The organism is Escherichia sp. E2562, assembly GCF_005781075.1.
GTDB lineage: Bacteria > Pseudomonadota > Gammaproteobacteria > Enterobacterales > Enterobacteriaceae > Escherichia.
Map to the genome: position 1 here is coordinate 140223 of NZ_VATM01000002.1, position 14296 is coordinate 154518.

Annotated in this window: 14 protein-coding genes; 4 read left to right on the plus strand and 10 right to left on the minus strand. The window is 47.8% G+C overall.

Annotated features, from left to right (window positions below; genetic code table 11):
* Positions 1 to 17 precede the first annotated feature (17 nt).
* Complete coding sequence (gene pepT / locus FEK43_RS02445) at positions 18 to 1244, plus strand: peptidase T (protein ID WP_135491158.1); 1227 nt, start codon at positions 18 to 20, stop codon at positions 1242 to 1244.
* Positions 1245 to 1292: 48 nt separating this feature from the next.
* Here pepT and roxA read toward each other — a convergent pair whose 3' ends face one another.
* The 8 genes from roxA to rluE all read right to left on the minus strand — a co-directional run bounded on the left by roxA (position 1293) and on the right by rluE (position 9119).
* A complete protein-coding gene (gene roxA / locus FEK43_RS02450; protein WP_130205585.1) occupies positions 1293 to 2414 on the minus strand; it encodes a [50S ribosomal protein L16]-arginine 3-hydroxylase in 1122 nt (373 codons plus the stop codon).
* A 75-nt stretch (positions 2415 to 2489) separates the two neighbouring features.
* On the minus strand, positions 2490 to 3950 hold the full coding sequence (phoQ, locus tag FEK43_RS02455; RefSeq protein WP_135406417.1) for a two-component system sensor histidine kinase PhoQ: 1461 nt from the start codon (positions 3948 to 3950) through the stop codon (positions 2490 to 2492).
* Positions 3950 to 4621: a two-component system response regulator PhoP gene (gene phoP, locus FEK43_RS02460; RefSeq protein WP_130205589.1), complete on the minus strand. Its 672-nt coding sequence runs from the start codon at positions 4619 to 4621 to the stop codon at positions 3950 to 3952. Before phoP ends, phoQ begins: the two co-directional genes overlap by 1 nt.
* A gap of 162 nt (positions 4622 to 4783) precedes the next feature.
* The gene (gene purB, locus FEK43_RS02465; RefSeq protein WP_131162237.1) at positions 4784 to 6154 is read right to left on the minus strand and encodes an adenylosuccinate lyase; all 1371 of its coding nucleotides are present in this window, start codon (positions 6152 to 6154) and stop codon (positions 4784 to 4786) included.
* 3 nt (positions 6155 to 6157) lie between these two features.
* Positions 6158 to 6799, minus strand: coding sequence for a high frequency lysogenization protein HflD (gene hflD, locus FEK43_RS02470; protein ID WP_001297479.1), 642 nt, complete (start codon positions 6797 to 6799; stop codon positions 6158 to 6160).
* A 35-nt stretch (positions 6800 to 6834) separates the two neighbouring features.
* Complete coding sequence (gene mnmA / locus FEK43_RS02475) at positions 6835 to 7941, minus strand: tRNA 2-thiouridine(34) synthase MnmA (RefSeq protein WP_001353282.1); 1107 nt, start codon at positions 7939 to 7941, stop codon at positions 6835 to 6837.
* Between the two features lie 53 nt (positions 7942 to 7994).
* Positions 7995 to 8456, minus strand: coding sequence for a phosphatase NudJ (nudJ, locus tag FEK43_RS02480; RefSeq protein WP_022296361.1), 462 nt, complete (start codon positions 8454 to 8456; stop codon positions 7995 to 7997).
* A gap of 9 nt (positions 8457 to 8465) precedes the next feature.
* Entirely contained in the window at positions 8466 to 9119 is a 654-nt protein-coding gene (rluE, locus tag FEK43_RS02485) for a 23S rRNA pseudouridine(2457) synthase RluE (RefSeq protein ID WP_130205595.1), read from the minus strand.
* A 171-nt stretch (positions 9120 to 9290) separates the two neighbouring features.
* Between rluE and icd the strand changes: the two genes are divergently transcribed.
* Positions 9291 to 10541 (plus strand): NADP-dependent isocitrate dehydrogenase, encoded by a 1251-nt coding sequence (gene icd / locus FEK43_RS02490; protein WP_000444487.1) that lies wholly within the window; start codon positions 9291 to 9293, stop codon positions 10539 to 10541.
* A gap of 188 nt (positions 10542 to 10729) precedes the next feature.
* On the opposite strand, the gene FEK43_RS02495 is transcribed toward icd, so the two are convergent.
* The gene (locus FEK43_RS02495) at positions 10730 to 11071 is read right to left on the minus strand and encodes a DHCW motif cupin fold protein (RefSeq protein WP_135406420.1); all 342 of its coding nucleotides are present in this window, start codon (positions 11069 to 11071) and stop codon (positions 10730 to 10732) included.
* Between the two features lie 680 nt (positions 11072 to 11751).
* Between FEK43_RS02495 and FEK43_RS02500 the strand changes: the two genes are divergently transcribed.
* Positions 11752 to 12468: a YebC/PmpR family DNA-binding transcriptional regulator gene (locus FEK43_RS02500; protein WP_130259685.1), complete on the plus strand. Its 717-nt coding sequence runs from the start codon at positions 11752 to 11754 to the stop codon at positions 12466 to 12468.
* 405 nt (positions 12469 to 12873) lie between these two features.
* On the opposite strand, the gene FEK43_RS02505 is transcribed toward FEK43_RS02500, so the two are convergent.
* Positions 12874 to 13203, minus strand: coding sequence for a YkgJ family cysteine cluster protein (locus FEK43_RS02505; protein WP_130205601.1), 330 nt, complete (start codon positions 13201 to 13203; stop codon positions 12874 to 12876).
* A gap of 454 nt (positions 13204 to 13657) precedes the next feature.
* On the opposite strand from FEK43_RS02505, the gene FEK43_RS02510 reads away from it, so the two are divergent.
* Positions 13658 to 14059 (plus strand): DUF302 domain-containing protein, encoded by a 402-nt coding sequence (locus FEK43_RS02510; RefSeq protein WP_135406422.1) that lies wholly within the window; start codon positions 13658 to 13660, stop codon positions 14057 to 14059.
* The last annotated feature ends 237 nt before the right edge of the window (positions 14060 to 14296 follow it).

Sequence of the window (14296 nt, forward strand, 5' to 3'; positions counted from 1 at the left end):
AAAGTGAGGGTGACTACATGGATAAACTACTTGAGCGTTTTTTGAACTACGTGTCTCTCGATACCCAATCAAAAGCGGGGGTGAGACAAGTTCCCAGCACGGAAGGCCAGTGGAAATTATTGCATCTGCTGAAAGATCAGCTGGAAGAAATGGGTCTTATCAATGTGACCTTAAGTGAGAAAGGAACGTTGATGGCGACGCTACCGGCTAACGTTCCTGGCGATATTCCGGCGATTGGCTTTATTTCTCATGTGGATACCTCACCGGATTGCAGCGGTAAAAATGTGAATCCGCAGATTGTTGAAAACTATCGTGGCGGCGACATTGCGTTGGGCGTCGGCGACGAAGTCCTGTCACCGGTCATGTTCCCGGTACTGCATCAACTGCTGGGACATACGCTGATCACCACTGACGGTAAAACATTGTTGGGTGCTGACGACAAAGCAGGTATTGCAGAAATCATGACCGCGCTGGCGGTATTGCAGCAGAAAAATATTCCGCATGGCGATATTCGTGTTGCCTTTACGCCAGATGAAGAAGTGGGCAAAGGGGCGAAACATTTTGATGTTGAAGCCTTTGATGCCCGCTGGGCTTACACCGTAGATGGTGGTGGCGTAGGTGAACTGGAGTTTGAAAACTTCAACGCTGCTTCGGTGAATATCAAAATCGTCGGCAACAATGTTCACCCAGGTACGGCAAAAGGTGTGATGGTGAATGCGCTGTCGCTGGCGGCACGCATTCATGCGGAAGTACCGGCAGATGAAAGCCCGGAAGCTACGGAAGGTTATGAAGGCTTCTATCACCTGACAAGCATGAAAGGCACTGTTGAGCGCGCCGATATGCACTACATCATCCGTGATTTCGACCGTAAACAGTTTGAAGCGCGTAAACGTAAAATGATGGAAATTGCCAAGAAAGTGGGCAAAGGGTTACACCCGGATTGCTACATTGAACTGGTGATTGAAGACAGTTACTACAACATGCGCGAGAAAGTCGTTGAGCATCCGCATATTCTTGATATTGCCCAGCAGGCGATGCGCGATTGCGATATTGAACCAGACCTGAAACCGATCCGTGGTGGTACTGACGGTGCGCAGTTGTCGTTTATGGGATTACCGTGTCCAAATCTGTTTACCGGCGGTTATAACTATCATGGTAAACATGAGTTTGTCACTCTGGAAGGAATGGAAAAAGCGGTGCAAGTGATTGTGCGTATTGCCGAGTTAACGGCGAAACGGAAGTAAGCGAAATTGGATGCGGCATATGATGCCGCATCCGGCTTCAATTCAAATTTACCCTTCGAAGAACCAATACCCGCTATTGACCAGCGCCGCGAGCATCGCGAGGAATGACGGATCTTCCAGTGCGTCGCCAAAATTCTCGGCGGTCAGTGCAATGTTGCTGGCGAGTGCCTCCAGCGCCGGACGGTGCGGGGAATCAATTTTCTCACCATTAGCATAAACATCGTCGCCAATGCGCAAGACGCGCAGACCACCCAGACGCACCAGTACATCACCTTGTTTCAGCGCGTCGTAGATTTCATCCGGTTGATACGGTGGCTCTGGCGGAGCGATATCCAGTTCATGACGCGACTGCGAAATAAACTCGCCAAACCACTGCTTAAAGTGTTCTGGCTGGTTGATCAACTCAAGCATCATCTCACGCAGTTTATCCATCTCCTGCGGCAGAACGTCTGCCGGATGATCGCGAGGAGGGACATCCGGATCGCTGTAGTAATTACCGCCCAGCTCACGTTGCAGCACGTAATCGGCAAATCCGCTGATCAGTTCCCGCGTATTCGGCGCACGAAAACCAACGGAATAGTTCATCGCATTTTCCAGCGCGTAGCCTTCGTGCGGGAACCCAGGCGGAATATAAAGAATATCGCCTGGCTCCAGCTCTTCATCAATAATCGCTTCAAACGGATCAACCTGTAACAGATCCGGGTGAGGGCAGTGCTGCCTCATGTGCAGTTTTTCACCTACCCGCCAGCGACGGCGACCTGTACCCTGAATAATAAATACATCGTACTGATCGAGATGCGGACCGACGCCGCCGCCAGGCACGGAAAACGAGATCATCAGATCGTCAATGCGCCAGTCCGGTAATTCACGGAACGGACGCATCAGCGCGGCGGCCGGTTCATGCCAGTGATCAACCGCCTGGACCAGCAATGACCAGTTGGTTTCGCCCAGATGGTCGTAGCTTTCGAATGGCCCGTGACTGACCTGCCATTTGCCATCCTGATGACTGACCAGCCGACTGTCGACTTCACTTTCCATCGCCAGGCCCGCCAGCTCGTCGGGAGAAATAGGGTCAATAAAATTATTAAAGCCGCGTTTTAGCACCACGGGACGTTTCTGCCAGTGGCGTTCAAGAAAATCGGGCCAATTAAGGGTGAGTTGGTATTCCATGTTAAGCGTCCATAGGCGGGTATCTGCAACCGATTATAACGGATGCGTACTGTAATGCGTGAACAAAGGACATATTTATTCATCTTTTGGCAAGGAATGCTGGCGACCAAAAATCACCTCCATTCGCGCACCGCCGAGCATGCTCTCTCCGGCGATGATTCTTCCGTCGTACTGTTCAGTAATTTCACGAGCGACCGCCAGCCCCACGCCTTGCCCGGGGCGTAAGGTATCAACACGCTGACCACGGTCGAAAATCACCTCACGCTTGCTTTGCGGGATCCCCGGTCCATCATCTTCGACCACGATGTAGAGATGTTTGTCAGTTTGCCTTGCGGAGATTTCGACAAACTCGAGGCAATACTTACAGGCGTTATCCAGTACATTGCCCATTACCTCAACAAAATCGTTCTGCTCACCGACAAAGCTAATTTCTGGCGAGATATCGAGGGAAATATTGACGCCTTTACGCTGATAAACTTTATTCAGTGCCGATGTGAGATTGTCCAACAACGGGGCCACTGGATGTAGTTCGCGGCTAAGTAATGTCCCTCCACGCATACTGGCTCGGTGTAGGTAGTAACCAATTTGTTGCGAGATACGGCTAATTTGTTCCAGCATCACCGGTTCCGCCTCACTGACGTTCATCTTTTCACTTCGCAAAGAACGTAGCGTACTTTGTAGCACCGCCAGAGGCGTTTTCAGGCTGTGAGTCAGGTCAGTGAGCGTAGTGCGGTATTTGTCGTAACGCTCACGCTCGCTTTTTAAAAGTCGGTTCAGGTTACCCACCAGGCTGGTCAGTTCTCTCGTTGTTGTAGGGTTGAGCAGTTCACGGTGGTGTTCTTCCAGTTCGCGGACTTCTCGCGCCAGGGCTTCAATAGGGCGTAAGCTCCACCAGGCGGCGATCCACAGTAACGGGATCACTAACAACAGGTTGGCCAGGAGTACATAGAGAAACCAGCTCCATACCGTATAGGAACTTTTAAGCTCTACGGGAATGGTATCGACCACCACAATGGTGAGTTTTGGCATTCGCGCCGTTGCCGGATAGACATTAACGGCTACCGAGTGGGTCATTTCTGCATCGTCGTCGTCTTCCCGAACTTCCTGCAACTGCTGCTGAATAGAGAGATCGTTACTCAGTAGCAGGCTGGTATCGTTCACGTCAGCCTCTATTTCGTGAAAACCATTGGATTTCAGCCAGTCAGGCTGGATCATTTTCATCAGCCAGGGAACGTCACGCTGCGCCCACAATAGTTTGCCGTTCTCGTCATAAATCAGAGACATCGTGGGACTTTGCTTGTCAATATTTTCCGGCAGTTCAACGTGTAGCTTATTGTTTTCCCATTTCGCCAGTGTATAGAATAAATTGCTCTCGCCGCGTAACAGACGAAACGTCGTTTTATCGAAACTAACGCTATAACCGATCAGGGCAACCATACCGTAGGAAAGTGAAAGCACTAGTACTACCGCGGCCGTCGCCAACAGAAAACGTACCCGCAGCGAGAGCGGGAAAAAAACACGCAGTAATTTTTTCATCAGCGCAATTCGAAAAGATAACCCTGGCCGCGAACAGTGGTAATCACCTCGTGCGGGTATTGCGCCTGAATTTTTTTGCGCAGTCTGCCCATCAGAACATCAATGGTATGACTTTCCCGCAGTTCGGCATCCGGGTAGAGCTGTAGCATCAATGAATCTTTACTGACCACTTTGCCGTTGTTACGGATCAAGGTTTCCATAATGGTGTATTCAAATGCGGTCAGTTTGATGACTTCGTCACTAATGGATAATTCGCGACGGGAGAGATCAACCTGAAACGGCGGCAGCGAAATAACCTGTGAAGCCAGGCCGCTATTACGCCGCATTAATGCCTGCATTCGTGCCATCACCTCTTCAATATGAAAGGGTTTAGTCACGTAATCATCAGCACCGGCGCTTAATACTTCAACTTTGTCCTGCCAGCTTTCACGGGCGGTTAATACAAGAATTGGCAGTGAAACATCATTACTACGCCAGCGACGGATCAGCGACAAACCATCTTCGTCAGGCAAACCGAGATCGACAATCGCAATATCCGGTAAATGTTCGTTGAGATAATAATCGGCTTCTTTGGCATCTTCTGCGTCATCGACCTGATGACCCGCGTCCTGAATCTGAACTTTAAGATGGTGACGTAACAACGCATTGTCTTCGACAACCAGTACGCGCATTTTTATTTCTCCCTGTCTTAATTATAAAAATAGTGTAACGCGATTATGTGGTTGTGGGGGTAAACATTAAATAAACCAGTGGGGAAGGGAGGTGTAAATAGAAAAGCGGATTATCTTAATAAACAGGCCGGACGGCATCACCATCCGGCACTGATACGAGGCTTATTTCAGCTCATCAACCATAGTGATGGCACGACCAATATAGTTAGCCGGCGTCATCGCTTTCAGGCGTGCTTTTTCTTCTTCTGGCAGCGCCAGACCGTCGATAAATTGCTTCATGCCTTCGGCGTCAACGCGTTTACCGCGAGTCAGCTCTTTCAGCTTCTCGTATGGCTTCTCAATCCCGTAACGGCGCATTACCGTCTGGATCGGTTCTGCCAACACTTCCCAGTTGTGATCCAGTTCATCCAGTAGATGATCACGGTTCACTTCCAGTTTGCTCACACCTTTCAGGGTGGACTGGTAAGCAATCAGCGCATAACCGATACCCACGCCGAGGTTACGCAGCACGGTGGAGTCGGTCAGGTCACGCTGCCAGCGGGAAACCGGCAGTTTGCTTGCCAGGTGCTGCAATACCGCGTTGGAAAGCCCCAGATTGCCTTCGGAGTTTTCGAAGTCGATCGGGTTAACTTTATGCGGCATGGTGGAAGAACCAATCTCACCAGCAATGGTTTTTTGTTTGAAGTGGTTAAGGGCGATATAACCCCAGACGTCACGGTCGAAGTCGATCAGAATGGTGTTAAAGCGCGCAACGCAATCAAACAGCTCGGCGATGTAGTCGTGCGGTTCGATTTGGGTAGTGTACGGGTTCCACTGAATACCCAGCGAGGTGACGAACTCTTCGCTGAACTGATGCCAGTCAACTTCCGGGTAAGCGGCGATGTGGGCGTTATAGTTACCGACCGCGCCGTTGATTTTGCCGAGGATCTCCACCTGGTTAAGCTGGCGGTACTGGCGCTCCATACGGTAGGCGACGTTAGCCATCTCTTTACCGATGGTTGACGGCGTGGCTGGCTGACCGTGGGTACGGGACAGCAGCGGGATATCGCGATACTGAACGGCGAGATCTTTAATGCCGTCAATCAGTTGACGCCAGTATGGCAGGATCACTTCATCACGCGCAGTTTTCAGCATCAACGCGTGGGAGAGGTTATTGATATCTTCCGAAGTACAGGCAAAGTGAATGAATTCAGAAACCGCGTGCAGTTCCGGGATCTCCGCCACTTTTTCTTTCAGGAAATACTCAACCGCTTTAACGTCGTGGTTAGTGGTACGCTCGATGGTTTTGATTCGCGATGCATCTTCTTCACTGAAATTAGCGACGATTGCATCAAGGTAACCGATTGCGTCGGCAGCAAAAGCAGGAACTTCCTTGATCGCTGCGTGCGCGGCCAGTTTTTGCAGCCAACGTACTTCAACTTGTACACGGAATTTCAGCAAACCGTATTCGCTGAAAATCCCGCGCAGCGCGCTGACTTTATCGCCGTAGCGTCCATCGACAGGGGAAACGGCGGTCAGTGAGGATAATTCCATAGATCACAACTCCGGGGTTAAATGAGCAAGAATTTGTTTTGCCTGAGTGGTCAGGCGATTACGAGAAAACATCAGTTGCAGACGTCCGCCGCCAACCTGGTGCCAGAGCACGGCGGCGCGAATGCCTGCCAGCAGGGTTGCGCGAACTTTCGCCTGCACCTGTGGGCTTTGCAGTACGGCAGGGGAGCCGGTGACCTGAATGCGCGGGCCAAGCGGGCTTATCACATCAACATAGATGGCGGCCATCGCGCTCATCAGCGTTTCGGACTGTAAATCGAAGTGTTCGAGTTGGCGTTGCAGGCCGTTGATCCGGTTGCCCAGAGTGTCGAGCGCACCTTTCGCTGAGGAAAGTTTGCGCTCAAGCACCATCAGGCTTAGCGTGTAGCGGGTTAGCTCAGCGTTTAAGCCCTGACGACTGCTGGCATTGAGCACGCCGAGCAGGGTTTCCAGCCCGACGCGCAGGTTGGCTTCACTGCCGCCAAAAACCGCCAGCGTCGAGCTGGGGTTCATATCAATAATACTGTTGAGTGAGACGTGTAGCGCATCGGCATCACAATGCCCCTGGTGAGCGAGTTGTTGCACCAGGCGTGCCGACTGACAAATACCGGCCAGGGCGAGGGTGATGTCATAGTAATTCTTTGCCACGTTCACTGCTTCCTTGTTGTAATTAAAGACAATAATCAGACCGGCAGCGGCAGACGCTGCTCAATGATACCGCCACCGAGGCACACTTCACCGTTATAGAAGACGGCAGACTGGCCCGGCGTCACGGCGGCAACTGGCTCATCGAAAATCACTTCAATGCGATCGTCGTCCAGCGCCTTGACGGTGCACGGAATGTCGGTCTGGCGATAGCGGGTTTTTACCGTGCAACGCATAGTGCCGGTGAACGGTTCGCGATCGACCCAGTGTAGCTGCTGGGCAATCAGACCGACAGACATCAGACGCGGGTGTTCATGGCCCTGCGCAACAATCAGAATGTTGTTTTCGACGTCTTTATCGACCACATACCACGGTTCTTCGGTGCCTTCTTTAGTGCCACCGATACCCAGACCTTTACGCTGACCGAGGGTGTGATACATCAGCCCCTGGTGCTCACCAATTTCATCGCCATCGACGGTAATGATTTTGCCCGGTTGCGCCGGGAGATAACGGCCCAGGAACTCGCGGAATTTACGTTCGCCAATGAAGCAAATGCCGGTAGAGTCTTTTTTCTTCGCGGTGACCAGACCAAGATCTTCAGCAATCTTACGCACCTGCGGTTTTTCCAGTTCGCCGACCGGGAACAGGCTTTGCGCAATTTGCTCATGGCTGAGCGTATAAAGGAAGTAGCTCTGGTCTTTATTGCTGTCCAGACCACGCAGCAGGCGGCTCTTGCCATCGACATCTGCACGACGAACGTAATGACCGGTAGCGATATAATCGGCACCTAAATCTTCGGCGGCAAATTCGAGGAAGGCTTTAAATTTGATCTCTTTGTTGCACAGAATATCCGGATTCGGCGTGCGACCGGCTTTATATTCGGCAAGGAACAGTTCGAAGACGTTGTCCCAGTATTCGGCAGCAAAGTTGACGGTGTGCAGTTCAATGCCGAGCTTATCGCAGACCGCCTGGGCATCAGCCAGATCCGCTGCCGCTGTGCAATATTCCTCACCGTCGTCTTCTTCCCAGTTCTTCATAAACAGGCCTTCGACCTGATATCCCTGTTGTTGCAACAGCCAGGCAGAAACGGAGGAATCGACACCGCCGGACATGCCGACGATCACTTTTTTTGCGGTTTCAGACATTGGATTACTCACGACATTGAACTTCAAGGCGGCGTATTCTATCACGCAGCCTTTTAGATGACACCCTTTGTAAAAGGCCAGTTAAAATCGCCAATCATCTCCAGCGGATAGCGTTGCCCGCTTTGATAACAACGAATACTTTCCGCCACCAGTGGCGAACGTAGATTTGACGCCTGTAAAATTTCTTCGGCGCTGACCCAACGGCAGCAGTCGATATCGCTGTCATGAGGCTGGGTCGGGCATATTTGCTCAAGTTCAATGGCAAACAGGAAACGCAAAAACGGCGTTTTATCTGGCGCAATCCACTGATGCATGCGGATGAAGTGTTGCGGTCGCGCGCTGATGCCGGTTTCTTCCCACAGCTCACGCGCAGCCGCTTCTACTAGCGTCTCATCCGCCTCCAGATGTCCCGCCGGTTGGTTCCATAACGCTTTACCGTTAATCGTCTCTTCAACAACTAAAAATTTGCCCTCTGCGTGTACCACGCAGGCGACGGTAACGTGCGGTTTAAACATTGTGCATCCTTATTCTGTTGCTTCTCGCCATTCGCCGTTAGCGAGATTATCCAGTGTGTAATTGCCCATGGCATAACGAATCAGTCGCAGCGTAGGGAAACCGACATGGGCGGTCATGCGGCGCACCTGGCGATTACGTCCTTCATATAAAGTAATCTTCAGCCAGCTGGTGGGAATACTTTTACGTTCACGAATTGGCGGATTACGTGGCCATAACCACTCTGGTTCTTCAACCAACTCCACGCCTGCGGGCAGGGTAGGGCCATCATTTAAGGTTACGCCATTGCGCAAGGCTTCAAGAGCGTCTTGTGTGGGAATGCCTTCCACCTGCACATAATAGATTTTCCCGGTGCGTTTGCCCGGCTGAGTTAAACGAGCCTGTAGTGCACCATTATTGGTCAGCACCAATAACCCTTCGCTATCTCTGTCGAGACGACCCGCCGCATAAACACCCTGAACCGGGATGAATTCTTTTAATGTTTTGCGCCCAGCTTCATCGGTGAACTGTGGCAGGACATCGTAAGGTTTATTAAACAGGATCACACGCGTGGGCTGGTTTTCTGGTTTGCGTTTGTTAGTGCGTTGCGAGCTGAATCGCTTAACCTGGTGATTTCTAAAAGAAGTTTTTTGCATGGTATTTTCAGAGATTATGAATTGCCGCATTATAGCCTAATAACGCGCATCTTTCATGACGGCAAACAATAGGGTAGTATTGACAAGCCAATTACAAATCATTAACAAAAAATTGCTCTAAAGCATCCGTATCGCAGGACGCAAACGCATATGCAACGTGGTGGCAGACGAGCAAACCAGTAGCGCTCGAAGGAGAGGTGAATGGAAAGTAAAGTAGTTGTTCCGGCACAAGGCAAGAAGATCACCCTGCAAAACGGCAAACTCAACGTTCCTGAAAATCCGATTATCCCTTACATTGAAGGTGATGGAATCGGTGTAGATGTAACCCCAGCCATGCTGAAAGTGGTCGACGCTGCAGTCGAGAAAGCCTATAAAGGCGAGCGTAAAATCTCCTGGATGGAAATTTACACCGGTGAAAAATCCACACAGGTTTATGGTCAGGATGTCTGGCTGCCTGCTGAAACCCTTGATCTGATTCGTGAATATCGCGTTGCTATTAAAGGCCCACTGACCACTCCGGTTGGTGGCGGTATTCGTTCTCTCAACGTTGCCCTGCGCCAGGAACTTGATCTCTACATCTGCCTGCGTCCGGTACGTTACTATCAGGGCACCCCAAGCCCGGTTAAACACCCTGAACTGACCGATATGGTTATCTTCCGTGAAAACTCGGAAGATATTTATGCGGGTATCGAATGGAAAGCTGACTCAGCCGACGCTGAGAAAGTGATTAAATTCCTGCGTGAAGAGATGGGCGTGAAGAAAATTCGCTTCCCGGAACATTGTGGTATCGGTATTAAGCCATGTTCTGAAGAAGGCACCAAACGTCTGGTTCGTGCCGCGATCGAATACGCAATTGCTAACGATCGTGACTCCGTGACCCTGGTGCACAAAGGCAACATCATGAAGTTCACCGAAGGCGCGTTTAAAGACTGGGGCTACCAGTTGGCGCGTGAAGAGTTTGGCGGTGAACTGATTGACGGCGGCCCGTGGCTGAAAGTTAAAAACCCGAATACCGGCAAAGAGATCGTCATTAAAGACGTGATTGCTGATGCATTCCTGCAACAGATCCTGCTGCGTCCGGCTGAATATGATGTTATCGCCTGTATGAACCTGAACGGTGACTACATTTCTGACGCCCTGGCAGCGCAGGTTGGCGGTATCGGTATTGCCCCTGGCGCAAACATCGGTGACGAATGCGCCCTGTTTGAAGCCACCCACGGTACTGCGCCGAAATATGCCGGTCAGGACAAAGTAAACCCAGGCTCTATTATTCTCTCCGCGGAGATGATGCTGCGCCATATGGGCTGGACTGAAGCCGCAGACCTGATTGTTAAAGGTATGGAAGGCGCAATCAACGCGAAGACCGTAACCTATGACTTCGAACGTCTGATGGAAGGCGCTAAGCTGCTGAAATGTTCAGAGTTTGGTGATGCGATCATCAAGAATATGTAATTTGGTAATTTATTAAATCCATTAACGGGAGCGTAACGCTCCCGTTATTTTTGTCAGGATGCTAACGGTTATCAAAATAAGTTATCAAAACCCCCAGGTAGTTGGGGGATGGTCAGATGGTTGTTCTACTGCCAGGTTCCAATTCTGTGCCAGAATCGGATGTCGCAATCGCAACAACGACGAATCCTTTAGTCCACAATAAAGAGTTTTGCTCCTGTCTCCGTTCTGGACTGATGTGGCTCTGCGTTATCACCAACCTGATAACTCATCCCCGCAGTTAAAGTGAATTTGCGGCCATCTGCGAGCAGTGTTTCGAGTTCTCCCTCCATGCATAAAAGGATATGACCTTTACTGCACCAATGATTCGCCAGGTAACCTGGGGTATATTCAACCATTCGCACACGGATTTGGTTCGGCTTGTGACCAAAAAATTGTGTGCGCCAGTAGGCCATGCCTGTTTCCCCGGGATGTTCTGTTTTTTCGACTTCACCCCAGTTGGTGGTGCCAAAAGCAAATGCTTCGATATTCATTTTATGGCCTTTCGTTGTTAAGAAAGAGTGCTTGAGCCCAGGTTGGAATGAATTAACATAAGAAAAAATAATTTATATATCAACACATTATTTTTCATATGTAGTAACGAAGTTGAACCTGATTTAAGGTATATATTCATTTGGAGTGCTACATTAGTGAAGATCGGCGGGTGTCGGTAACGTCCGCTTTTCGCTCATAGCTCAACCGTAATCATTAAAAGTTCCTCTTAATCGTTGGTGAAAAGAAACGTTATTTTGATATAAGTGATAGTAAAAAAACTTCCTAAAATGAAGGATAATATCAATTATATCAAATGGTTGGGAAAGGGCTGATTTCAATTAATAAAAGAACAATTAAATGAAATTTATCATTAAATATCAGTTGATTAAGAATGGATTTGTTTTAAAAACGGTTTCCAGATGATTAGTCGGGATTATCACATTATTCTTGTCTTGGGTGTTATTATAGCGTTTCAATAATTAAGAGCAAAAAGCTAAAACTAAATCCGAAAAATAATCTGGTAACATTATTTAAATAATGGAGAATTAAACTGTCGCTATACATTTATCTTATTTCTAATTCTCATAGACGAATTTTTTCATGTTATGATATAATATGACGAAAATCGCAGGTTATCAACCTGTTATTGATGTAAATAAATTTCGAGGAGATTATTCCAGTGGGACGTAAATGGGCCAATATCGTAGCTAAAAAAACGGCTAAAGACGGGGCAACGTCTAAAGTATATGCAAAATTCGGTGTGGAAATCTATGCTGCGGCTAAACAAGGTGAACCAGACCCAGAATTAAACACTTCTTTAAAGTTCGTTATTGAACGCGCGAAGCAGGCGCAAGTTCCAAAACACGTTATTGATAAAGCTATTGATAAAGCCAAAGGTGGCGGAGACGAAACGTTCGTACAAGGACGTTATGAAGGCTTTGGACCCAGTGGTTCAATGATTATCGCTGAAACGTTGACTTCAAACGTTAACCGTACGATTGCTAACGTTCGTACAATTTTCAATAAAAAAGGCGGGAATATCGGAGCAGCTGGTTCTGTCAGCTATATGTTTGACAATACTGGCGTGATTGTATTTGAAGGAACTGACCCTGACCGTATTTTTGAAATTTTGCTTGAAGCTGAAGTGGATGTCCGTGATGTGACCGAAGAAGAAGGAAACATCGTTATTTATACTGAGCCTACAGACCTTCATAAAGGAATTGCAGCTCTAAAAGCAGCTGGAATTACTGAGTTCTCAACAACAGAATTAGAAATGATTGCTCAATCAGAAGTTGAGCTTTCACCAGAAGATTTAGAAATCTTTGAAGGACTTATTGATGCCCTCGAAGATGACGACGATGTTCAAAAAGTATATCATAACGTTGCAAATCTCTAATTATAAATTAAAGAAATCTGTCTTTATGGCAGATTTCTTATTCTTAAAGAATGTTTAAAAGCATATAAAAAGACTCTCATCTAAAAAATAAGACTAATCGAAATTACTGATTTTAACTATCTCATGATTAACGGCAAAGGATCATTCGATGGGTGGGAATTGCGCGAAAAACATAATGGTTTACAGTCGAAATATCAGAATGTAATGCCTGTTGATTGTTACGTAAAATATCAAGAATGATCATCAAGAACTGAATTTTTAAAATGTCAGTTTTCACCAAAACGTTGCCCGGTACCAGGAACATATGGCATTGTATTCTTGATACTCGGGCAATGGGCATGTTACATCAGAATATAATCATGGATACGCAGTTTTATAGCGCCCATTAAAAATGAAAAGTGCTTTTTAAATTGGCGGTAGCCCATATTTTGCGCGGGCGCGATTACATGCCTCATTAATCTTCCCATCCTCGCCAGACATGGCGAATTCTCGACATGTCGATGAGCGATTCTTGTATATGGTGCAACATGCGTTTTTTCCAGGCGTTCCTGCCAGGGCGACACAACGTGGATCCTTCTGGTTAGTACCGCTCATACATCGGTGGTAAGGGGATATTTGCTCAGTAAGATGAGCCGGGATAGTGCCGCCTGCATCATCTGCTTCGGCCCAGTAAAAAGAGACGCGGAAAAATGCACAACAGGCACCACACGCCAGGCATGGATTCAGATTGCTCATAATTCACCAGTACTACTATATACATCACAATACATCATAACAAAAAATGCAGACACGCCCTGTAAAGATGCGTGTCTGTGACCGGCTGGTGAATTTTCTATAGTCAACTACTGAATGATCACCAGCTGTTATTAATTTTACATATCCACTGAGATATAACCAGATAGTCAAAATATAAACAGAGTAAATTAATCTTTACAATTTGTAGCTACAGGGTTTAGGAAGGGAGTGCTTTATGGAATCAGAGTCTACATTATCTTGTTACTATAGGATGATTTTATAAGCATGGTGGATATTGTGATTGTTTTAATTCTGGTTGATTAAAGGGACTCATCAGAAAATGTTATTTCTATGATGTTCAAAAATATGAGCAAGCTCAGGTTATAATATTTTGTATTTATATTACGGTTGTCTCATCGTTCACATTGATTATTGTGTTAATGGTAAAAACGTTATGATTCAATTCAATAGTGCATTTGACTTCGAGCATACCAGAACACGTCTTCTTAAGGCGGTATCAAATAATGGTCTGGTTTTATTTGGCGAGTTTGACCACGCGAAAGCTGCCAGTAATGCAGGTCTTGTAATGCCGCCAACGACTGTTCTGGTATTTGGTAATCCTGAAAAGGGAACGCCTTTGATGTTGGAACATCCAGACCTCGCTCTGGATTTACCTTTCAGGGTACTCCTTCGCCAGTTGCCCGGAGGTCAGGTCAACGTTAGATTTCACTCGGCAGAAGAATTGAAATGTTATGGACTTGACTCAACGGCGATACAAACGCTGAAAAAGCTGGAATTGTTGGTACAGAAATGCATTCAACCTATTGATTCACATATGTATAAAGGCGAAGCTTAAAGCTAAACAGAAACGTGCTCAACCTATATTTTTGCTCCCGAATTATTACCCCATGCCTCTTGTCTGCTTAAAGACCTATTGATCAGCGCTAACATTAGTTTTTCATCAATCATTGAAAGACTTGCGGCATGTTGGGCAAAATTTCATCTGATGCGTGGATATTTCTGATTCTCTCGACCATGCTCTCTGTAGACGCCAGATTGAGCGAATGAATGTCAACCCCCTCTATTAACCTGT